Genomic DNA, 21,797 nt, shown 5'->3' on the forward strand with positions numbered 1-21,797 from the left:
ACTGTGCGTCGCCCGGAAGCATCGCACAGTACTTGGCCGATCACACTGCGTTCAGGATGAATTGATCCGGGTGACCGCCCCGCCATGGGCGATCACGGCGGCCTTGGGGCGCTCGTCCCCGCCCTTGTACACGGGCACCACGGCCGCGAACTGGAGGCTGCCGATCTCGTGCAGCCCACCGGTCCCGAACGTCGGCGACACGCCGCCGGCCGGCAGGAGGTAGCGGTACTCCTTCGGCACCGGGACCGGCGAGGTGTCCGAGGCGTTCTCCCGGATCGTCGAGGTGTCGCGGGTCAGCGGGTAAAGGACCAGCACCGAACCGTCCGAGGCGCGCAGCGCGAACACGGGCTGGACCGGCACGGTGAACGTGCTGCTGAGCTCAAGGCCGTCCTTCGCCGCCTTCTGCGCGGCCTTCCTGTGCGCGTTGAACAGGCCCGTCGTGTACGGACCCTCCTTCAGGACCCGGGCCGAGAAGCTCTTCGGGCCCTCGTCGGCCACCGCCGCCTGGAGTGACGCCACCGCGCCAGGGCTGGTGAGCAGGCCCTTCTGGTCCGCCGAGCCCACCTGGGCGGCGTAGCCCTCGTCGTCGACGGGCACCTTGGGCACCTTGACGCCCTTGCCCGGCTCGACCGCGAGGCTCAGCCGGAACCGCGCCTCCGGGCTCTTGCGGATGAAGGCCATGAGGGTCCTGGCCCCGTCCCGCTCCACCGAGGCGACGAACCACTGCGGATACCCCGTCAGCCGCGGCACCCACAGCACCGGCTTGCCGTACGCGTGCCTGGCGGGCGTCTTCCCGGCGGCCGCGGCCGCCCGGAACTCCGCGGCGCCGACCGCGAGCTGGGAGTCCTCCGACCACGCCTGGGCGAGAAGGCCGTCGGCCGAGGCACGGGCGAGGTCGTCGTTGACGGTCCAGGCGTGGAACGCCGCGGCGGCGCTCTCCGGCGTCAGCGGGGTGTCGGCGCTGGTGGCGGCCATCGGCACGGAGGACCGGCGCGGCTCGGCGGGGCCCGCGGAACAGGCGGAGGCCAGCAGCAGGGTGGCGGCGCAGATCACCGGAATCCGCACGGCGCCCCCTTCCGAATCTTGACGGCCACTGGCGTCAGATTGTGCCACCACCCCGGACCGCCCGGCGCGCCGCGGCAGCCGGATAAGCTTGACGCGTGGCAGCCATCGACCCCATGGATCAGATCAAGGAGCTGGGCGCGACGCTCACCGGCATCGAGGCGGTGATGGATCTCGACATCATGCGGCGCGACATCGCCGAACTGCGCGACCAGGCCGCCGACCCGGACCTGTGGAGCGACCAGGAGCACGCCCAGAGCGTCACCCGCAAGCTCTCCAGCCTGGAGAGCGAACTGGGCAAGGTCGAGGCGCTGCGCGGCAGGCTGGAGGACCTCGAAGTCCTCTACCAGATGGCCGCAGAAGAGGACGACCCCGACACCAAGGCCGAGGCCGACACCGAGCTGGAGACCCTCGCGGGAGACCTGCGCTCGCTGGAGGTCCGCACCCTCATGTCCGGCGAGTACGACGCCCGCGAGGCGCTGGTGTCGATCAACGCCCAGGCCGGCGGCGTCGACGCCGCGGCGTTCTCCCAGCAGCTTCAGCGGATGTACCTGCGCTGGGCCGAGCGGCACGGGTACCCGACGGAGATCTACGAGACCTCCTTCGCCGAAGAGGCGGGCATCAAGTCCACCACCTTCGCCGTGAAGGCCCCCTACGCCTACGGCACCCTGCGCGGCGAGCACGGCACGCACCGGATGGTCCGCATCTCCCCGTACGACAACCAGGGCCGCCGGCAGACCTCCTTCTCCGGCGTGGACATCGTGCCCGTCGTCGAGCAGAGCGACCACGTCGAGATCAACGAGGACGACCTGCGCATCGACGTCTACCGGTCCTCCGGGCCCGGCGGGCAGGGCGTCAACACCACCGACTCCGCGGTCCGCATCACGCACCTGCCGACCGGCATCGTCGTCTCCTGCCAGAACGAGCGCTCCCAGCTGCAGAACCGCGCCTCGGCGATGAACGTCCTGCAGGCCAAGCTGCTGGAGCGCAAGCGCCAGGAGGAGGCCGACGAGCTCAACAAGCTCCGCGGCGAGGGCACCAGCTCCTGGGGCACCCAGATCCGCTCCTACGTCGTGCACCCGTACCAGATGGTCAAGGACCTGCGGACGCTGCACGAGGAGGGCAACCCCGAGCGGGTCCTCGACGGCTGGATCGATGAGTTCCTGGAGGCCGAGATCCGCTGGCTCCGCAAGGCCGAGGCCGGCGAGGGCGACAACTAGCCCAAGGCATCTGAAACCGGTCGGCCGCGCGGTGCGGCCGACCGCGCTCCGCTCAGCCCGCCAGGTGCGGCAGGGCGAGTGAGAAGGCCAGGAGCAGCAGCAGCGCGCACAGGATCATGACCTGCTGAGGGCTCGGGCCGTGGTGGTGGAAGCGGGCCCGAGAGGCCCGGCAGACCGGGCAGTTGCCCTCTTCCACGGGGTGCGCGCAGCGGGCGCAGATGAGGTGTTCACAGCTCACGGTGCGCCTCCCTTGCTTCGGTGTCGTCGAGCCGAATCAGATGTCCGGAAGAAGGACTATCCATGCCAGTGTCACCCCTAGACTGCTCCAGAGCCAACTCCGAGGGGGACACCGTGGCCCATCAGCCCCTAGACTGGCGCACCGTGATGCAGCCGTGATCAATTTCGACAACGTCACCAAGGTCTACCCGAACCAGAACCGGCCTGCCCTCCAGCATTGCAACGTCGCCGTCGAAAAGGGCGAGTTCGTCTTCCTGGTGGGCCCGTCGGGGTCGGGCAAGTCGACGTTCCTGCGCATGGTGCTCAAGGAAGAGCGCCCGTCCCAAGGACGCGTCTATGTCGCAGGCAAGGACCTCAACAAGCTCACGAACTGGAAGGTCCCCCATCTTCGCCGCCGCATCGGCTGCGTCTTCCAGGACTTCCGGCTCCTCCCCAACAAGAACGTCTTCGAGAACGTCGCGTTCGCCCTCGAGGTCATCGGCAAGCCCCGCCGTTTCATCAACAAGGTCGTCCCCGAGGTCATCGACCTCGTCGGCCTCGACGGCAAGCAGGGCCGGATGCCCGATGAGCTCTCCGGCGGCGAGCAGCAGCGCGTGGCCATCGCGCGCGCGTTCGTCAACCGCCCGATGATCCTGCTGGCCGACGAGCCGACCGGGAACATCGACCCGGCGACGTCCATCGGCATCATGAAGGTTCTCGACCGGATCAACCGGACCGGCACCACCGTGGTGATGGCCACGCACGACGCCGCCATCGTCGACGCCTTCCGCAAGCGCGTCGTGGAGCTGGAGGACGGCAGGGTCGTCCGGGACCAGTCGCGCGGCGTCTACGGCCAGGCCTACTGAGGAAATTCCCCGATGAGACTCTACTTCGTGTTCCAGGAGATCTGGATCGGCCTGCGCCGCAACCTGACGATGACGATCTCCCTCGTCATCACGGTCGCGATCGCCATGGCGCTGTTCGGCACCGGCATGCTCCTGAAGAAGCAGGTCGACTCCTCCAAGACCTATTGGTACGACCGGGTCAACGTCTCGATCTACCTGTGCGCGAAGACCAGCTCGAACACCGAGTGCGGGAAGAAGGAAGCCACCGAGGCGCAGCGCGAGGAGCTCATCTCGACGCTCGACTCGCTGCCCGAGGTCGCCGAGGTCGAGTACGAGACCAAGACCCAGGCCTTCGAGCGCTTCCAGGAGCTGTTCGCCAACACCCCGGGCATGATCGCCGCCGTCCAGGAGGGCGACATCCCCGACTCCCTGCGGGTGCGGCTCAAGGACCCGTCGGACTTCAGCTCGGTCATCAGCGCCGCCGACCACAGCCCGGGCGTCGACCAGATCGTCAACGAGCGCGAACTGCTGGAGAAGCTGTTCCGCATCCTCGGCGGCCTGCAGTGGGCGGCGCTCTTCATCGCGCTGATCCAGGTGTTCGCGGCGGTCCTGATCGTCGGCAACACGGTCCGGCTGTCGGCGTTCAGCCGACGCCGGGAGACCAACATCATGCGGCTGGTCGGCGCGTCCAACATGTACATCCAGCTGCCCTTCATCCTCGAAGGCGCGATCGCCGGCGTGGTCGGCGGCGTGATCGCGGCGCTGCTGCTGGTCGGCAGCAAGATCCTGCTGATCGACCGGCTCCAGGACTCGCTCCAGTTCGCCACCCAGCTCACCTGGACCCAGGTCGCGGGCGTCATCATCTTCTCGATGGCCGTCGGTGTGCTGCTGTGCGCGGGTGCCTCGTTCCTGACCCTCCGGCGCTACCTGAAGATTTAAGCTGCTGAGGTGTCCAGGCCTCGGCGGTCAGCGCGCGGGGCGGCCGTGGTGGCCGCCCTGCTCGGCGCATACGCGCTCGGAACGATGTCCGTCGAGCCCGCCAGGACGGGCGTCCCGGGTCCGGCGGACGGCGAGGGCAGGGTCCTCGACGACGCGGTCGACGCGCTCGCCGCGGCCGCCGAAGGCCCCGTCAGCCGCACCCGGCTGAGGCAGGCGGCCCTGATGGCGATGGTGCGGGAACTCGGCGACCCCTGGGCGCGTTACTACCCGCCGCAGGAGTTCACCGACTTCACCACCTGGCTGGCCGGCGAGGGCAAGGTCGTCGATCCCGAGCCCGAGAGCGATGACGTGAGCGTCCGGCGGGAAGCCGACCTGACCGTCATCCGGGTCGCGGTGTTCACCCGCGGCGTCGGGCAGCGGGTGCGCGAAGGGGTGGCGGGCAGCTCCGCGGTCATGCTGGACCTGCGCGGCAACCCCGGAGGGCTGCTCACCGAAGCCGTCGAGACCGCCTCGGCCTTCCTTGAGGACGGGCCCGTCGTCGTCTACGACGGCAACACCTCCGGACCCGAGGTGATCACCGTCACATCTCCCGGCGACGCGCGGGTTCCCGTCGTCGTACTGGTGGACCAAGGCACTGCGAGCGCCGCCGAGGTCGTCGCGGGCTCCCTGCGGGACCGGGACCGGGCGGTGCTCGTAGGATCACCGACATTCGGGAAAGGGACGGTGCAGGAGCCGGTGCGGCTGCCGGACGGTTCGGCGGTGGAACTGACCGTGGGTCGCTATGAGACCCCCGACGGCCATAACCTCGAAGGGACCGGTGTCGAACCGGATGTGGCGGCCGAGCAGTCGGACGCAGAAGAGCGCGCCCGGACCGTCCTCGCAGGACTGTCCGGAGCCTAGGTAGGGGAGAGCAGAGCAAGTGCCTCGGGAGCAGGGCCAGAAGTACATCGCCCAGAACAAGAAGGCGCGGTACGACTTCCACATCGTGGACACCTGGGAAGCGGGCATGGTGCTCACCGGGACCGAGGTCAAGTCGCTGCGCCAGGGCCGCGCGTCCCTCGTCGACGGCTACGCCGCGGTCGACGGGCACGGCGAGGTCTACCTCTACAACATCCACATCCCCGAGTACTCGCAGGGCACCTGGACCAACCACACGGCCCGCCGGACCCGCAAGCTCCTGCTGAACCGGCGTGAGATCACCAAGATCCTCAAAGAGACGAACGAACCGGGATTGACGCTCATCCCGCTCGCCCTGTATTTCAAGGACGGCAGGGCCAAGGTCGAGATCGGACTCGCCCGAGGCAAGAAGACGCATGACAAGCGGCAGACCATCGCCCAGCGTGAGGCCGACCGGGAGATGGCCCGGCAGCTCAGGGCGCGGAACCGGGGTCGGTGAAGTGAGCAGGACACGCAGGGTCGTCGGGGCTTCGACGGTCGGGGTGATGCTCGCCGGGCTGCTGTCGGCGTGCGCCCAGGCCTCCCCTTTCACGACGGTCAAGGACTTCCTCGTCGCCTGGCAGGTCAGGAACTACGAGGCGGCCGCCGAGCACACCACCGGCGACCCCGAGAAGGTCGCGAAGGCCCTTGAGGGCGTGAGCACCCAGCTCGACGCGGTCTCCCTGAAGCTGCGGCTGCGGCCCGAGAGCACCCCGGGCGGCCCCGAGGAGGAGGGCCGCATCGAGAAGACCGGCGACGACACCGCGGCGGCCCGCTTCCAGGTCCGGATCGACCTCGGCGAGAACGGCCGGCCCCTGGAGTACCAGGGGCAGATGAACCTCAAACGGATCAGCGGCGTGTGGAAGGTCGTCTGGAGCCCGTCGGTGATCCACCCGGGGCTCCGGGAGGGCGAGCGGCTCGCCGTCATCAGCGAGTCGCCGAACCGGGAAGTGATCCAGGACAACAAGGGCCGCACGATGCTGGAGACGGTCAAGACCGACGTCTTCGGCGTCATCCCCGACCAGCTCACCGACATCGAGGCGACCGTCGACGGCATCGGCGCCATCACCCAGCAGGACAAGGACCGCCTCAAGGGCCGGATCTCCTCCGCCAAGCCGCGCGAGTTCCTCCAGCTCGCCGCGCTCCCCAACGGCGACCCCCGCGCGCGCAAGCTGCGCAGGGTCCCCGGCGTGCAGCTGCGCACGAAGCCCATGGAGACCCAGCCCGTCCAGGCCGAGCAGCTCCTCGGCGTCGTCGGCCCGGCCACCATGGACGTCCTCAGCCAGGTCGGCGCGCCTTACCAGCCGGGGGACACCGTCGGCTCGTCCGGGCTCCAGCTGCTGTTCCAGCGGCGCCTGGCGGGGCTTCCGGCCGTCAAGGTCGTGATCCTCGACGCCAACGGCACCAAGCGCACGGAGATCCGCGACTTCAGCGAGGCCGACGCCGAGGTCGCCACCGCCGGCCAGGACGACCTGACGCCGCGCGAGCCCATGCCCGTCCGCACCACCCTGGACCGCAGGATCCAGGCCAAGGCCGAGAACGCGCTGCGCGCGCTCGGTCAGCCCGCCTCGCTCGTCGTGGTGCGCAGCCAGACCGGCGACGTGCAGGCCGCCGCCAACCACATGACCGGCGGCAAGAACCTCGCCTTCGAAGGGCTGTACTCGCCCGGCACGACCTTCTCGCCCGTCATCGCCGCGGCCCTGATGGCCGAGAACCAGACGTCCGAGACGGCCTCGGAGTGCACTGAGGAGGAGACCGTCGGCGGCGCCCTGTTCTCCGAGTCCAAGCCGCGCACCAAGTCGACCCTCGGCCTGAACATCGCCACCGGCTGCCGGACCGCCCTCGCCCGAGACGGGGCCGCCGCGAGCCCCACCGCGCTCTCGGGCGCGCTCCAGACGTTCGGCCTCGACGCCGGCACCTCCTGGGCCCTGTCGAACGTCAAGCACGCCAAGTCCGAAGGCCTCACCCCCCAGACCGAGGCCGACAAGGCCCGCTTCGCCGTCGGAGAGGGCGCCGTCAAGGTCAGCCCGCTCACCATGGCGCTGTTCGCGGCGGCCCTGCAGAACGGGACCTGGCGCGAGCCCCGGCTCATCCAGGACCCGCCGCCCAGCACCGCCGCGATCACCCCCCGGTTCGTCGAACCGAGCATGCTCAACGAGCTCCAGAAGATCATGAAGCTGGGGGTCGGGAAGGGCAGCGCCAAGGCCGCGGGCAAGTTCCAGGGCGGGCTCGCCGACACCGTCACCGGCGAGGACGGCAAGGTCGTCTCCTGGTTCTTCGGGTACTACCAGAACCAGTACGGGATCGCCCTCGCCGTCGAAGGCGACGTCAACGCCGCCCAGATCGCCTCCGCCTTCATCAACGCCCCGGCCACCATCCCCAGCGACGGCACCGGGATCCCCACCGACGAGGCCTGACCGGACCCCGATCCGGCCGGGCCGACCCCGGACGGACGGGCTCCGGCCGCCTCCGTCCGGGAATGCCGTTGGCACCTGCGGTGTTCACCGGATAGGATCGAGTTGTTGATAACTGAACATGGGGGTGACTGGTTTCGACTGCGGTAGTCGTGCCAGGAGAAGCGGGCCGAGGGTTGCGATCACGACCTCGTAAATCCCGAGATCGCAAACCAATAAGTGCCAACTCTAAGCGCACTGAGTTCGCCCTCGCCGCCTGAGGCGAGTAGCGACTCTGTCGGCCTAGGAGAGTCTCCGACCTAGGATCCGGCATCGTTAGGAGACTCAACCCACCGCCCCGGTCGCGGGGGAGGTGGGGAAACCAAACAGCGACTGAGCCTGTCAGTGACTAGCCTGCAAGAGCACTGGGGCTGAGAAAACGCCAAGCAAGGCTGCGCCCGGAGAAGACCTGTCTCACTGCTGTAGGACCAGGGTTCGATTCCCTGCACCTCCACGAGTGACGAGCCGTGTTCACGCGCCCTGGCCTTCGGCCTAGGGCGCGCTCCCACGGCTCGTTCCGGTCTCATCGGGGGGGCGACCCCCCGAACCCCCCGATGTGGGGGAGACCCCCACGCCCCCGTGACGGTTGCGCCCTTCCACACTCCTGTGGAAGGGCGTTTTCGTTTGCCTGCCGCCTGCCGCCGCCTGCCGCAAACCTGGCCCTGGCCTCGCCCTCACCCGTGGCTCTCCCGGCTCTGGGCGAGACCCGAGGCCTCCGGCGAAGCGGGCACGAACGGGGTCGGCAGCAGCGTCCCCGTCGCGACCCTGCGCCCTCGCCATGAGCACTCAAATGCAGGCTGCTCGGCTCCCGTGCAGGCAGGTCGGCCCCCGCGTCAGTGGACGCCCTTCCGAGGCGATCCCCGCCCCCTTCTGCCCCGGCGACGCCTCCTCGACCCGCTCACCATTTCAAGAGGGCGAGGGGCGATGGGCGAGGTCCCACGACGGAGGCGGGAACCTCGATACACCGTCGGGGCCGTCAAGGACCGCTGCCCGCGCACGACCACAGCCCCTCCCCTCCCAGGGCCCCACCTCTCAGGGCCCCGCCCTCAGCGACCGTCGTCGCGGGGCTAGGGACGCGTCGGCCGCCTTCGCCGCGCTTTCGTGGCCTGCCGGTCCCTGTGGGCTCGGGGCACCGTGGAGTGCCGGGGCTCAGCCTTCGCTGCGCGTTTCGTGGCGGGCCCGCCTTGTGGGCTTGGGTGAGTGTGGTGTTGGGGGTGGGGTTGCTGGGATAGATGGGACGGGAGCGGGGGATGTCTGGGGTGGGTGTGTCGTCGGGTGGTGGGGGGTGTGGGGTGTGTTGTTGGGCACTTGGGGTGAGGGTTATGGGGGGTTTGGGGGGTGTGGGGGAGGGGGGTTCTAAGTTGTTATCGACTCGCGGCGTCCAGAATCTTGATCTTCGCGTAGCCTGTGCCGCATGTCCGATCAGGGGGAGCTTTCGGGGCGTCCGGAAAACGAGGCCGAAAGTGGCGCCGTGCGCAGTGAGGGTGGCGAGGCCGTAGAGCCTCGGACGGGACCGCAGGCGGTGTTCGCCGAGCCTACCCGTTCTGGTGCCGAGAATCCGGTGGTCGGCGCTGACGCCGCCGATCGCGATGAGGTCGTCGCTGGTGGCGCCGGTGGCGCGGGTGCGTCCGGTGAGCGAGCGGTCGTCGCCGCGGAGTCGGCCGGATACTCCGATTCCGGACATCCGCAATCGGATGGCCAGGCTGAGGACCTCGGCGGGCTGGACGACGGTCCCGGGGTGGCCGGGTACGCGGGCGTCGACATGTCCGGGCCGGCCGGTCCCGTCAAGGCGGGCATCCCCTCCAGCGGGAACTGGCGCATGCCCGATTGGATGCGCGAGGAGACCGAGGCCAACAAGCAGGCCGGCGTCCAGAACGCGGGCTTCGACGAGAACGAGATGCGCCGCGACCGCGGCCGCACCTACCTCATCGCCGGGGTGGGCGTCGTGGCCCTCGCCGCGTTCGCCGTGCTCGGCTTCCTGGTGCTGGGCGGCGAGGACTCGGCCGCCGAGGACGACGCCAGGGTCGGACCCTCGGTGACGACCCAGGCCCCCGCGCCGAAGCTGACCAAGGATCCCGCCGCGCAGCAGCCCCTCCAGGAGCTGCGCCGGTTCAAGGGCACCGGGTCCCCGGTCGCCGGCGCGGTCGCGGACGAGGCCTCCGGCCTGACCTACCCGGCGTTCGGCGGCAAGTGGACGGTCCCGACGAAGAAGAACAAGCTCTTCCAGGCGGGCTGGTCCGGGCAGCAGATCATGGTGACGGAGCAGAAGGGCACCCAGCTCTGGTACGGGACGATCCTGTCCAAGCCGCTCGGCCCGGTCGAGAAGCGGCTCGCCGGGTCCGGCACGTCCCTCCAGGACAAGACGGAGCTCGTCGCCGCGGGCCTTGAGGCCCAGCTCTACTCGTTCCCGCACAAGAACAAGCCGATCGCCTCCCAGGAGCTGAACCTGGACGGCGGCAAGGGCTGGCTGGTGGCTTCGCAGTACAGCTTCGACCGGACGCCGATCAGGGCCAAGAGCGAGATCGTGGTGACCGCGCTCGTGGACACCGGCAAGAAGAGCCCGTCGCTGCTGTTCATGTCGATGCCGAACACCGCCAAGAAGCTGTGGCCCGACATCAACGCGGTCGTCGACGGCCTGCGCATCGGCTGATCCGGGATCGGGGACCGGCCCGCCCAGTCCACCGAATCAGATTCTAGTAACCTGCTCCTTATCTTTACTGGTGAGGAGCTGGTTTCATTGGCGATCGGTCTCAACGAGGAGCACGAGGCTCTTGCCGCGTCCGTCCGCGGCTTCGTCGCGCGGCACGTCGAGGACGCCGAGGTGCGGGCCGGGCGCCCGCTCCCGCCCTTCTCCGCCGCGCTCGCCGCGCAGGGCCTCCTGGGCCTCCACGTGGCCGAGGAGCACGGCGGGCAGGGCTTCGGCCTCGTAGAACTCGCGGTGGCGCTGGAGGAACTGGGCCGCGGCCTCGTCCCCGGCCCGTACACCCCCACGGTCCTCGCGGCGGCGCTGCTCGCGGACTCCTCGGTGGCCGCGCAGGTGCTGCCCGGCCTCGCCGACGGGTCCCGCACCGCGGCCGTCGCGCTGACCGCCGACCTCGTCCGCGACGGCGGCACGGTCTCCGGCACCGCCCGCACGGTCCTGGCCGGCGAGGGCGCCGACCTGTTCCTGCTGCCCGTCGACGGCGCCTGGGTCCTCCTGGACGCCGCCGACGTCACCGTCGCCCCGCAGGAGGCGCTCGACCTCACCCGCGGCATCGGGTCCGTGACCGTCGAGAACGTCACCGCCCCGCCCGTCGAAGGAGTCGGCGACGTGCGCGCGCTCGCCGCCGTGATCCTCGGCGCGGAGGCCTGCGGTGTCGCCGGACGCGCCCTCGACGACGCCGTGGCCTACGCGAAGCTGCGGGAGCAGTTCGGCCGTCCCATCGGGCAGTTCCAGGGCGTCAAGCACAAGCTCGCGCGCATGCAGGTCCTCGTCGAGCGGGCCAGGGCGACGGTCTGGGACGCCGCCCGCTCCCTCGACCCCTACGCCGTGGAGGCGGCGGCCGTCCTCGCCGCCGACGCCGCGGTCTCCTGCGCGTCCGACAACATCCAGACCCACGGCGGCATCGGCTACACCTACGAGCACGACGCCCACCTCGTGTACCGCCGCGCGCTCACCCTGCGCGCGCTGGTGAAGGGCGACAAGGCGAACTCCCCGGAAGACCGCCTGGCCGCGCTCGCGCTCGCCGGGGTCCGCCGCGAGATGGCGCTGGAGCTGCCCGCCGAGGCCGAGGCGCTGCGCACCGAGATCCGGGCGCAGGTCGCCGACCTCGCCGCGCTCGACGAGACCGCGCGCAGGAAGGCGATGGCCGAAGGCGGCTGGGTCACCCCGCACCTGCCCAGGCCCTGGGGCCGCGACGCCAAGGCGCTGGAGCAGGTCGTCATCTCCCAGGAGCTGAAGGCCGCCAAGGTGAAGGCGGTGCCGCTCCTCATCGGCGCCTGGGTCGTGCCGTCGCTCGTGCAGTACGGCACCGAGGAGCAGAAGGAGCGCTTCCTCCCGCCGACGTTCCGCGGCGACTTCCTGTGGTGCCAGCTGTTCTCCGAGCCGGGCTCCGGCTCCGACCTCGCGGGCCTGCGCACCCGCGCCGAGCGCACCGAGGGCGGCTGGCTGATCACCGGCCAGAAGATCTGGACGTCCCTGGCCCGCGAGGCGGCCTGGGGCATCTGCCTGGCCCGCACGGACGCCGACGCGCCCAAGCACGAGGGCATCACCTACTTCCTCGTCGACATGGCCGCGCCGGGCGTCGAGATCCGGCCGCTCAGGGAGGCGACGGGCGACGCGGTCTTCAACGAGGTGTTCCTTGAGGAGGTCTTCGTCCCCGACGACCTCGTCGTCGGCCCCGTCGGATCGGGTTGGCAGGTCGCCCGCAACACCCTCGCGAACGAGCGGGTCGGCCTCACCTCGTCGTTCCAGCTCGGCGGCGACCTGCCGAAGCTGGTCCGGCTGATCGACGAGCTGGGCCTCGGTGACGACCCCGTGGTCCGCCGCGGCCTCGGCGCGCTCGCCGCCGACGAGCACGCCTTCCAGCTCCTCGGCCTGCGCGCGACGATGAAGCAGCTCTCGGGCACCGACCCGGGCGCGACGGCCACCGTCCGCAAGCTCGTCGCGATGGAGCACGGCCAGCGGGTGACGGAGTTCGGCTACGAGCTGCTCGGCGACGAAGGCGTCCTGACCGGCGGCTGGAAGAGCCCGCTGCGCACCCGGTGGACCCGTTACCTGCTGGCGTCGCGGGCGATGACGATCGGCGGCGGCACCACCGAGATCAACCTCAACGTGATCGGCGAACGCATCCTCGGCCTGCCGCGGGACGCGTAGGAGGTCCGGACCGGTCCTGCAGCGCCCTCCGGGCAGTCCCGAGCGGCCGCCCGGAGGGCGCTCACCGCCTACTTCATGTTCGTGTGGAGGACGCCGATGCCGACGGCGCCGATGGTGCTCGCGCCGTTGAGGGAGGCGTACACCAGGTGCTCCTTGGCGTCGGAGTAGGCCTCCAGCTTGGCTCCGATGAGCTCGACGCCGTCCGGGATGAGCGCGGCGACGTCCTCGGGCAGGTACTGGATGAAGTTGCCGCCCGCCGTCAGGTCGATGGTGTGCTTGTACATCTTCGACTTCTTGTCGTACTGCGTGTACACGCCGGGGGTCTTCTTGATCTGCCGGGTCAGGAAGCGCGGGTCGGCCTCCCGCTTCAGCTCGTCGAGTTGGGCGGTGGTGAGGTTCTCACGCTCGGCGGGCTGGTCGCCGACCTTCGTGGTCATCGTTCGGCCGTTGACGGTGACGACCGTCGTGCTGACCTTCTTCCACTTCTCGCCGTTGAGCTTGCTGCGCACGCTCGTCGACTTCATCGTGAACTTCGGCTTGAGCGTGAACTCCGCCTGCTCCTGGATCTGCTCGGTGCCCGTCGGCAGGATCCGGAGGGTGCCGATCTGGCGGTCGAAGGACGTGAGCTGCGCGGGCAGCGGGCCGGTCTGGGCCGGGGGCTGCGGCTGCGCCACCGGGACGGCGGGCGCGGCCCCGGGGGCGGCGGGCGCCTCGGTCTTCTGGGTCTTCAGCGGCTTGGGCGCGCCGGGGTAGTCCTCCGAGACGGGGGCGAGCGCCGTCTCGGACGGGGTGCCGCCGTCGAAGACCGCACCGCTGCGCACCAGGCCGAGTGCGGCGGCGGGGATCAACGCCATGGCGACGATCGTGACCAGGCCGACGGTGCGGTCGGTACGACGATCCACGGTGTTCCTCCTGGGGGGTCTGGGCACCGATTCAACACCACATGACCCGTTGGTAACAATGCTTGCCGTGATCGGCCTCTTGCGGACAGCGCGCCCAGGAAATGGTGCCGGAAGAGTACCGAATTCAGATACCTCGTCCCGGGAAACAGTACTCGGCGGACAACCGACGGGGCGGCTGGGCGGCCTGTGCTCTCTGATGCGATGCCAGATCGCAACATGACAGAGGCTGCCACCGGGCGTCGGCGCGTCGCCCGGAAGGTCCGCGGCACTCGCCGTCACAGGGCAGACTGGTCCGAATCCCCGCCAAGGCCGCTCCCGGCCTCGGCGCCCGGCCTTCGAGCGAACGAGGTGACGTGGCCGAAGCGAAACCGTCCCGGGCGTCCACCGGGCACCTCGACGCGCTGGACGGCCTCCGCGGCCTGGGCATCGCCCTGGTCGTCGTCATCCACGTGGCAGGTCCTACCGCCATGCTGACCCTGCCCGACGTCCAGTGGCGGATCCTCAACATGTTCTCGGTGGGCGTGCCTATCTTCTTCACGCTCTCCGGCTACCTGCTGTACCGCCCGTACGCGCGGGCCGCCTTGGCCGGGGCGCCTTCCCCGCGCACTCTCGACTACCTCCGCCGCAGGGCGCTGCGCATCCTGCCCGCCTACTGGGTGATGCTCCCGTTCGGGATCCTCCTGTTCAACGGGGACCACGCCGGGAACCTCTGGTTCTGGGTGAAGATGATCACCTTCGGCCACACCTACGACCTCCACCCGGAATGGGAGCTGGGGGCGTCCGGGCCGGTGGCGCTCGGGCCGATCTGGAGCCTCACCGTCGAGGTGGGCTTCTACCTGCTGCTGCCGCTGCTCGCCGCGGGCCTGCGCCGGTTCGCCCGGGGCGACTCCCGCCGGCTGCTGTTCGGCATCGGCGTCCTGTTCGCGCTGTCGGTGGCCGAGACGTTCGTCGTGCGGCGGCTGGAACTCCTCGGCACGATCTTCGGGCAGGACCCGATGATCTTCCTGTTCTACAACGAGCACCTGCTGCCCAGATCGCTGATGTACTTCGCCGTCGGCATGGCCCTCGCCGTCCTGGCCGAGCGGCCGAACCGGTTCAGCGCCGCGGTGGGGAGCTCCCCGGGCATCGGTTGGGTCGTCGCGATCTGCCTGATGGCGCTCGGCTCGACGCCGCTGGTGACCTCGCTCCACTCGGGGCAGACCGCGAACCAGTACACGCTGTTCGTCGTGATCGCCGTCGTCGTCTCCGCGTCGATCGTCGCGCCCGCCGCGCTCGCCCCCGAGCAGCCGCTCACCCGCCTGCTGCTGGCCAACCCGGTGATGCGGCAGCTCGGCCTCGTCTCCTACGGGCTGCTCCTCTGGCACTCACTGGTGATCGACGGCTGGTACCGCCTCACCGGCCGGGACATGTACGCGTTCGACTTCTGGCTCGTCCTGTCGGTCACCCTGCTGTTCGGGCTGATGCTCGCCGTGCTCAGCCACGTCTTCGTCGAACAGCCCGCGCAGCGGTTCGCGCGGCGGCGGCGCGGGCGTCAGCAGGAGCACCGCGAGCAGGACGCACAGGACGGCCGGGACCTGCTCGGTGAGCGGCCCGTAGAGGACGGCGAGGCCGCGCGGGTAGAGATAGGCGGCCAGGACGGTGGAGCCCGCGGCGAGGCCCGCGAGGACGACCAGGAGCACGTCGGGGAGCCTGCGCGGCCCTAGGCCGCGCCGTCCGGCCCTGGTGAGCCTGGCCGCCCCTAGGGCGGCGAGCGCCGCGGCAAGGCCGAGCGGGCCCGCGGTCCACAGGCCGAAGGCCGCGCCGCCCCAGCGCAGATCGCGGTCCCCCGGTCGCCGGGCGGGCGCGCCGGGCCGTCCGGGCAGGGCCGCGAGCAGCGCGACGAGCAGGACGAGCCCCAGCCCGGCCAGGAGGGACAGCCGGTAGGCGCGGTCGGGGCCGTAGGTGAGCTCGACGGTGCCGGACGATCCGGCGGGCAGCTCCCAGGCCTGCCGCCAGCCTTCCAGGACGACCGGGCGCAGAGTCACGCCGTCAAGGGCCGCCGTCCAGCCCGCGTTGTAGTTCTCCGGGACGGTCAGGTAGCCGCCCGTCGTCGTCTTGACCTCCGCAGTCCGGGAGCTCGCCTCCCACCGGGTGGTCGCGGCGGCGGTCGGCGCGGGGGCGGCAGGGGAGGCTTCGACGGGCCTCAACGCGGCCGACGCGATGAGGAAGGCGCCCTTCTTCAGGGCGAGGGTCTGCTCACCGGCCTTGAGCGGCACCGTGCCGCAGGAGGCGAAGCGGACGGATCGCCCGGCGAGGACATCGGCGTAGGAGGCCTTTAGAAGGCGGGTCCGTACTTCGGAGCCGCCCACGGTGAAGGACGGGCCGGCGCCGCAGGAGTCCGTGACCGTCCCCTCGGTCGGCAGCGCCTCCAAACCCGGGCCGGTCACCTCGGCGATCTGGATGGCGGGCGCGCCGGGGAACTCCAGCTTCAGCGTCCTCGTCCGGATCGGGGCGAACCGGACGACCCCCTTGGCCGAGACGAGCACCTCCTGCGCCTCGCCGTCGTCGCCGGTGATCGTCATGCGGGTGATGCCGCGCTTGGCGGCGAAGTCGAACCGCAGCTCCGAGAGGGTGACGGGCGCGGCGAACTCACGCGTCAGCACCGGATCCCCGTCGGCGAGCTCGGCAGTCCAGATGGTGGCCGGGTCGCCGTCGAACGCCGACCTCGGCTGGGCGGGCGCGTCGTCGACGAGCGCGGAGGAGGCCCGGACGCCGCCCGCGCCGGTGTACTTCGCGACGAGCGCCGGGTCGGAGACGATCGCGCTCCCCGTCAGCCTCGTCCTCCCGCCGGGGTGCGTGAAGGTCCGGACGAACCCGCCGCCCTCCTCGCCCTGGGCGGCCAGGTAACCGGAGCACACCCAGCCTTCTGACCCCTCCATGCAGCCCGGCGTGTACCCGTTCAGGCCGGTGAACACGACGGTCGAAGCGGTGCGGGGCAGCGCGATCGCGCGCTGGGGCGCGACGCCCGGCACGCTCAGCTCGGTGATCGCCGCGCGGGTGCCGAGGGGGAACGGGTTCTTCGTCCGGATCGCCGTGATCTCGATCCGCAGCCGCGTCGTCGGGCCTTCGGGGACCTTGAGGTGCTGGGTCCTGCGGGTGGCGCGGACGTCCTGGACGAGTCCGCCCGCGTCCGTCTCGACCCGCACCCGGGACACCGAGGGGCCGAGCAGGTCGCTGACGGCGAAGGCCGCGTCGACCCCTTCGGGGACGATGGCCCGGTCGAACTCGACCTCCAGCCATTCGCCGACGGCCCCGTCCCATCCTGCGGACGTCCACTGGGTCTTGGGGTCGCCATCGAGGGCGGCGAACGGGTGCTGCGACATCAGGCCCGCGCCGAGCGAGGCCCCGGAGTCTGCGGCGCTGCTGGACGCGGTCACGTCGCGGATGCCGGAGTACCGGGCGACGGACTCGTCGCCCGCCCAGTCGTCCTCGGTGAAGTCCTTGGTCTGGGTGGTCCCCAGGTACTCCTGGTCGGCGGTCATCGTGGGGGAGATGCCGCCGCGCAGGTCCGAGAACGACAGCTCGCGGCGGCGCAGCGTGTCGGAGGCGACGTCGGCGGTCTCGGCGCCGTCGTTGAGGACGATCGGGCGGCCGTCGTCGAGCAGGCCCTCGTCGGCGAGCGCGAGGAGCGCCTCGGGGCCTCCCGAGACGCGCAGCGGCTCCCCGTCGAGGACCGTCGCGCGGGAGCCGGCGGCGGGGATCTCGTAGATCTCGACGGCCGGATAGCGCTGGTCGAAGGAGTCGGTCGCGCTGTCGAACTTCTGGCCCTGCTCCTTGCCGAACGACGCGACCCGCTCGACCCCGGGCATGGCGTCGATCGCGCCGTGCACCCGGGCGGGCCAGGCGCCGCCGAGGACGCCCCTTTCGACGTCGTTGCGGACGAACAGGTACCGCACCCCCATACGGGCGAGGACCTGGGCCATGCCGGCGGAGCCCCGGCCTGTGGCGAACCTGTCGTCGAACGTCTGGAGCAGCCGGGCGAGGCCGACCGAGCCGCTCGGGCTGACCATGCGGGCCGCCCACCGGCCGTCCAGGAGCGACTGGAGGGGGTCGTCCATCATCCGGCCGTAGGTGTACTGGGCGAACTGCTGGCCGGGAACGGACAGGACGGTCCCGTCCCGTTCGTTGAGCCAGTCCGCCGCCTGCCGCATGTAGCCCGGGACGTTCACGGGCGCCTCGCGGATCGCGAGGCCGGGCGTCAGGGCGGGCAGGGCCGAGGCCGCGACGAGCACGGCCGCGGCCCGCCGCCAGGGCACCGACACCGACAGGGAGGCCAGGCCCAGCACGACGGGCAGGCGGATGAGGGCGTCGAACTTGTGGAGGTTGCGCAGCGGGCCGAGCGGACCGTCGAGGAGGTCGCGGACCTCTCCGGAGAAGAGGGTGCCGGTGTGCCCGGCGACGACGACGGCCAGGCCGAGCAGCAGGGTCGTGGCGAGGAACACGCGGTGCCGCGACCGGCGGATCCCGAGGACGCCGAGCGCGGCGACGAGGCCCGTCGCGAGGATGAGCCACCAGGCGCCCGCGAGCTGGTTCCCGGCGGGCCACCACGGGCTGAAGCCGCCCGGCAGGTAGGCCCCCCACTGGGACGCCCCGCGCAGCGCGTTGGGCAGGGAGGTGATCGCCGTGGTCGTGGCGGCGGTCTCGGTGTAGGGCAGGAACGGGAAGACGTACTTGCCCATGAGGAAGGTCGGCGCGAGCCACCAGAAGGAGGCCGCGGCCGTCAGGGGCACCCACCAGAGCAGGAGGCGCCGCCGGTAGAAGAGCAGGTAGAGGCCGGGGACAAGGAGGACCGCGAAGACGGCCGTCGCGTTGATCCCGCCGCACGCGACGACGGCCAGCGCGGAGAAGGCCGCGGCGCGTCGGGGCGACCGTACGGTGACCAGAGGCAGCAGAATCCAAGGCAGGACGGCCGTCGGCCAGAACTCCGCGGAGTTGATCCCGACGAGCGTCTGCGCGCGCGGTGCGAGCGCGTAGGCGAACGCCGCGACGAGTTGGGCATTGGGCCCGCCGAGGCCGAGCGCCCGGGTGAGCCGCAGGACGCCGAAGTAGGCAGTGCACAGGACGAGGGCGAGCCAGAGCCGCTGGGTGATCCACGGGGCCGTCCCGAGGGCGTCGCCGAGCAGGTAGAACGGCCCCATCGGGAAGAAGTAGCCGTAAGCCTGGTTCTGCACCTGGCCGAACGCGCCCGACTGGTCCCACAGGTGCAGTGCGCGGCCCAGGAAGCCGGACGGGTCCAGCGCCATGTCGAGCTTGGTGTCCGGGATGATCCGGCCCGGCGCGGCGACGAACGCGATCGTCGTCAGGACGAGGGCGCCCACCCACGCGTGGACCCTCTCCCGCGCGCCGGGTCCGGCGGGCGATCCGGGCCGGGCGGACACGTCAGAAGGCATCGAGGTCGTCCATGATCAGGCGGTGCATGCGCGCGCCGCTCTCCTCCCAGGTGAACCGGGCCGCCCAGCCCCGGCACGCGGCCTGGAACCGCGGGCCGTGCGCCCGGACCTCCCCGAGGGCCCGGCGGACGGCGTCGGCGAGGTCCTCGCCGGGCCGCGCCAGCCAGCCCGTCTCGCCGTCGCGGATGGCGTCGCGCAGGCCCTCGACGTCGTGGGCGACGGTCGGGACGCCGTGCGCGGCGGCCTCGACGACGGACAGCCCCCAGCCCTCGTAGCGGGACGCCGACAGATGCAGGTCGGCGCCCGCGAGCAGGGCGTCCTTGGCCGCCTCGGGCAGGTATCCGTGCAGCGTCACGTGGGCGGCGAGGCCCAGGGCGTCGATCCGGTCGGCGAGGGCGGGGTGCTCGGGGCCGCGGCCCACGATGTGCAGGTGGACGCCGGGGTGGTCGGCGCGCAGCGCGGCGACGGCGTCGATCAGCAGGCCGATCCTCTTGTGCGCGACGAGCCGGCCGACGGCGACCAGCGAAGGCTCGCCGGTGGAGGCGCCGCGCGGTAGCGGCGTGGGGGAGGGGGCCCCGTTGGGGACGATGTAAAGCGGGCTCTCCCAGCGCAGCCGCCTTCGCAGCGCGTGGGCGGTCGACGCGGAGACCGCGACGGTGTCCCTGCCGCGATAGACCCGCCGTGCCACGGGGCCTTCGATCGTGCGCCCGACGGCGGCCAGGAACCTGCCGAAGTACACCGAGAACTGGCGGTCGTGGACATGGTGCACGAGCAGGATGATCCGGGTGCGCCGGGCGAGGGCCATCGGGGACAGGAACGGGACGCCGTTCATGCAGTCGATCGCGACGTCGAAGGAGTTCCGGTGGCGCGCCAGCCAGCCGAGGACGAGCGGGTAGCGCGAGAAGGTCCCGCCCCGGCGGACGATCCGGACGCCGTCCCTGGTCTCGGCGCGGGGCTGGCCAGGCTCGCGGCCGGTCACGAAGGTGACGGCAGAGCCCCGGTCCCGGAGCTGCTCGGCCATCCGCCAGGCGTAGAGCTCGGCGCCGCCGGCCGCGCGCTGCCACGGGTCACGCCAGTTGACGATCGCGACACGCCGCGGGACGGCCCTTCCATCGAGGGGTCGTTCCGCGTCGTCGACCGTCCCCGATGACAGCGCCAAGGCGGCTAACGCTGGCCGTAGGGGTAGATGTTCAGGGGCCGGGGGTCGGGCTTGGCCGTCGCGGCGTTGACGATGGCCACGGAGGAGCCGGTCGCCAAGAGCACGCCGGCGATGATCGCGACGAGGATGCGCATCGGAGGCCTTTCAGTTGCCCGGGGGAGGCCAAGGTTATGGCCATTTATACCGAATCAGCCAGGGTGCTGGAGCTGGAAGACGAGCAGTGTGCGGCCGTCGAGCACCAGCGTGGCGCCGGTGAGCCTTGCCTGGAGGGCCTCGGTCGAGGCGTCCTTGGTGATCAGCACGTACCGGTAGCCCTCGGCGGCGAGCGGCGCGGCGAGCCCGTCGGACGTCCGCAGGATCTCCGCGGCCCGGACCGCGCGGGGGTCCTCGTTGGCCAGAACGGTGTCGCCCACCTGGAAGCCGTCGTTCCAGACGACGTGGCGCTCCAGCATCCGGGGGAGCGGGTCCATGACGGCCCGGCCGCCGTTCCAGTCCGGCCTGCGGTAGGCGCCCCACGGGAGGGAAAGGGCGGGACCTCCGACGGGGTCGGCGTTGATGAGCTTCTGGGCGGCCCGCCAGTCGTCGGGGTAGTCGACCGAGGACAGGCCGCCGAACGCGCCCCAGGCGAGCCCCGGAAGGAGCAGCACGGGGACGAGGGGCAAGGCGGGGGCCAGAGGGGTCAGCAGACGGGTGGAGGCGAGGCGGCCGAGTCCCAGGGCGGCGGCCAGGGCGAGGGGCCCCAGATAGAGCTGTCCGTCCCGCAGGACGCCGAACGCGGGCTGGATCTCCACGAGGGTGCGCAAGGCGGTCCGGCCAGGCCCGGTGATGCCTATGCAGGCCAGGGCGAGCCCCGTGCAGCCCGCGTAGAGGGCGGCCCGGCTGAGCGGCGTCCGGGCGCGGGCGAGGCAGATCAGGCAGGCGCAGACGGTGACGAGCAGGAGAAGGGACGGCAGGAAGGGGCCGTACCCGGGCGGGACCGTCTCGGCGTTCCAGATGCCGCCCAAGGACAGCAGGCTGCCGAGGGAGCCGAAGGGGGTGTCGGCACGCGCGGCGAAGGCGTCCACCCCTGCCGGGTCCGTACGCGTGCCGGAGGCGACGAACAGAGCCGGGATCAGATACGGGGAGGCGAAGGCGACGTACGTAAGGCAGGCCTTCAAGGCGCCGCGCCCCCGCAGGACGACAAGGCCCGCGACGATGACGAGCAGGGTGAGGTTCATGGCGGCGAACCCGCCTATGGCCGCCGGGATGAGCGCGGCCCACAGGTGTCGGCGTCGGAGGACCGCGTGCAGCACCCAGGGCAGCCCCGCGTAGCCGAGCAGCAGAGCCCAGTGCCCCAGCAGCAGCCGTTCGGCGACGTAGGGGTTCCACACGAAGAAGATCGCCGCCGCGGCCTTTCCCGGCCAGCTCCCGGGAACAAGCAGGGCGGCGCCCCACGCCGCGAGAACGAAGATCGACAGAAGGATCAACTGCTGGCTGTAAGGCACGAACGACAAGGCCGCGGCGAAAGCGTCGCTCGGCACCTGCCGCGGGAAGCCGCCGGTCCCGCCGAACATCGCCTCCGTCAGTGCCGGATCGGGCACGAAGACCATGTCGTAGGACAGCACGAAGCCGGGCGCGAGCGCGGGGCCGAGGGCGAGGAGCCCGGCGCACAGCCCGAGCAGCGGGGGGAAGGGCGCCCTGCGGGATGTCACGGGAAGAGAGTAGGTCGGATAACAACTTGTCTGACCCAGGAGTCGCGGATATCCCCTCCGGTAGGGTTACGGCCCAGTAATGCGGGCCTT

At 71.2% G+C, this 21,797-nt stretch carries 15 protein-coding genes, 1 other RNA gene and 1 pseudogene; 10 read left to right on the forward strand and 7 right to left on the reverse strand.

Features of this window, described 5'->3' with window-relative positions; all coding sequences use genetic code 11:
• Window positions 1-51: 51 nt before the first annotated feature.
• The gene (locus ACYVOM_RS27680) at window positions 52-1,065 is read right to left on the reverse strand and encodes a hypothetical protein (protein WP_460306450.1); all 1,014 of its coding nucleotides are present in this window, start codon (window positions 1,063-1,065) and stop codon (window positions 52-54) included.
• Between the two features lie 95 nt (window positions 1,066-1,160).
• Here ACYVOM_RS27680 and prfB point away from each other — a divergent pair, with 95 nt between their 5' ends.
• The gene (gene prfB, locus ACYVOM_RS27685; protein ID WP_460306451.1) at window positions 1,161-2,282 is read left to right on the forward strand and encodes a peptide chain release factor 2; all 1,122 of its coding nucleotides are present in this window, start codon (window positions 1,161-1,163) and stop codon (window positions 2,280-2,282) included.
• A gap of 52 nt (window positions 2,283-2,334) precedes the next feature.
• On the opposite strand, the gene ACYVOM_RS27690 is transcribed toward prfB, so the two are convergent.
• A complete protein-coding gene (locus ACYVOM_RS27690; RefSeq protein WP_460306452.1) occupies window positions 2,335-2,520 on the reverse strand; it encodes a hypothetical protein in 186 nt (61 codons plus the stop codon).
• Between the two features lie 154 nt (window positions 2,521-2,674).
• Here ACYVOM_RS27690 and ftsE point away from each other — a divergent pair, with 154 nt between their 5' ends.
• The 8 genes from ftsE to ACYVOM_RS27730 all read left to right on the forward strand — a co-directional run bounded on the left by ftsE (window position 2,675) and on the right by ACYVOM_RS27730 (window position 12,526).
• On the forward strand, window positions 2,675-3,364 hold the full coding sequence (gene ftsE / locus ACYVOM_RS27695) for a cell division ATP-binding protein FtsE (RefSeq protein ID WP_460306453.1): 690 nt from the start codon (window positions 2,675-2,677) through the stop codon (window positions 3,362-3,364).
• A 12-nt stretch (window positions 3,365-3,376) separates the two neighbouring features.
• Window positions 3,377-4,282, forward strand: a complete 906-nt coding sequence (gene ftsX / locus ACYVOM_RS27700; protein ID WP_460306454.1) for a permease-like cell division protein FtsX — start codon at window positions 3,377-3,379, stop codon at window positions 4,280-4,282.
• 9 nt (window positions 4,283-4,291) lie between these two features.
• Window positions 4,292-5,182: a S41 family peptidase gene (locus ACYVOM_RS27705; protein ID WP_460306455.1), complete on the forward strand. Its 891-nt coding sequence runs from the start codon at window positions 4,292-4,294 to the stop codon at window positions 5,180-5,182.
• Window positions 5,183-5,201: 19 nt separating this feature from the next.
• Window positions 5,202-5,678 carry an SsrA-binding protein SmpB gene (gene smpB, locus ACYVOM_RS27710; RefSeq protein WP_460306456.1) on the forward strand — a complete coding sequence of 159 codons (477 nt, stop codon included), beginning with the start codon at window positions 5,202-5,204 and terminating at the stop codon, window positions 5,676-5,678.
• Between the two features lies 1 nt (window position 5,679).
• Window positions 5,680-7,635, forward strand: coding sequence for a penicillin-binding transpeptidase domain-containing protein (locus tag ACYVOM_RS27715; RefSeq protein ID WP_460306457.1), 1,956 nt, complete (start codon window positions 5,680-5,682; stop codon window positions 7,633-7,635).
• Window positions 7,636-7,755: 120 nt separating this feature from the next.
• Window positions 7,756-8,128: a transfer-messenger RNA gene (gene ssrA, locus ACYVOM_RS27720) on the forward strand.
• A gap of 1,281 nt (window positions 8,129-9,409) precedes the next feature.
• Window positions 9,410-10,321: a hypothetical protein gene (locus ACYVOM_RS27725; RefSeq protein WP_460306458.1), complete on the forward strand. Its 912-nt coding sequence runs from the start codon at window positions 9,410-9,412 to the stop codon at window positions 10,319-10,321.
• A gap of 87 nt (window positions 10,322-10,408) precedes the next feature.
• Entirely contained in the window at window positions 10,409-12,526 is a 2,118-nt protein-coding gene (locus tag ACYVOM_RS27730) for an acyl-CoA dehydrogenase (protein ID WP_460306459.1), read from the forward strand.
• Window positions 12,527-12,594: 68 nt separating this feature from the next.
• Here the strand turns inward: ACYVOM_RS27730 and ACYVOM_RS27735 are convergent, their stop codons facing one another.
• Window positions 12,595-13,428 carry a hypothetical protein gene (locus tag ACYVOM_RS27735; protein ID WP_460306460.1) on the reverse strand — a complete coding sequence of 278 codons (834 nt, stop codon included), beginning with the start codon at window positions 13,426-13,428 and terminating at the stop codon, window positions 12,595-12,597.
• A 353-nt stretch (window positions 13,429-13,781) separates the two neighbouring features.
• Between ACYVOM_RS27735 and ACYVOM_RS27740 the strand changes: the two genes are divergently transcribed.
• Window positions 13,782-15,131 (forward strand): acyltransferase family protein, encoded by a 1,350-nt coding sequence (locus ACYVOM_RS27740; RefSeq protein WP_460306461.1) that lies wholly within the window; start codon window positions 13,782-13,784, stop codon window positions 15,129-15,131.
• Window positions 15,132-16,943: 1,812 nt separating this feature from the next.
• On the opposite strand, the pseudogene ACYVOM_RS27745 reads toward ACYVOM_RS27740, so the two are convergent.
• From ACYVOM_RS27745 to ACYVOM_RS27760, 4 genes and pseudogenes are all read right to left on the reverse strand, one after another.
• Window positions 16,944-18,857, reverse strand: a pseudogene (locus ACYVOM_RS27745) (alpha-(1->3)-arabinofuranosyltransferase domain-containing protein); the annotation flags it as partial.
• A complete protein-coding gene (locus ACYVOM_RS27750) occupies window positions 18,847-20,016 on the reverse strand; it encodes a glycosyltransferase family 4 protein (protein WP_460306462.1) in 1,170 nt (389 codons plus the stop codon). The gene ACYVOM_RS27750 and the pseudogene ACYVOM_RS27745, both read right to left, overlap by 11 nt.
• A gap of 5 nt (window positions 20,017-20,021) precedes the next feature.
• Window positions 20,022-20,150: a hypothetical protein gene (locus ACYVOM_RS27755; protein ID WP_281280981.1), complete on the reverse strand. Its 129-nt coding sequence runs from the start codon at window positions 20,148-20,150 to the stop codon at window positions 20,022-20,024.
• 54 nt (window positions 20,151-20,204) lie between these two features.
• Window positions 20,205-21,707, reverse strand: a complete 1,503-nt coding sequence (locus ACYVOM_RS27760; protein ID WP_460306463.1) for a hypothetical protein — start codon at window positions 21,705-21,707, stop codon at window positions 20,205-20,207.
• Window positions 21,708-21,797 lie beyond the last annotated feature (90 nt).

The organism is Actinocorallia aurea (assembly GCF_054783995.1).

Excerpts from the sequence above, each read along its gene's own strand:
- ftsX (WP_460306454.1), top strand. The coding sequence starts at position 3,377 with ATGAGACTCTACTTCGTGTTCCAGGAGATCTGGATCGGCCTGCGCCGC.
- ACYVOM_RS27755 (WP_281280981.1), bottom strand. The coding sequence starts at position 20,150 with ATGCGCATCCTCGTCGCGATCATCGCCGGCGTGCTCTTGGCGACCGGC.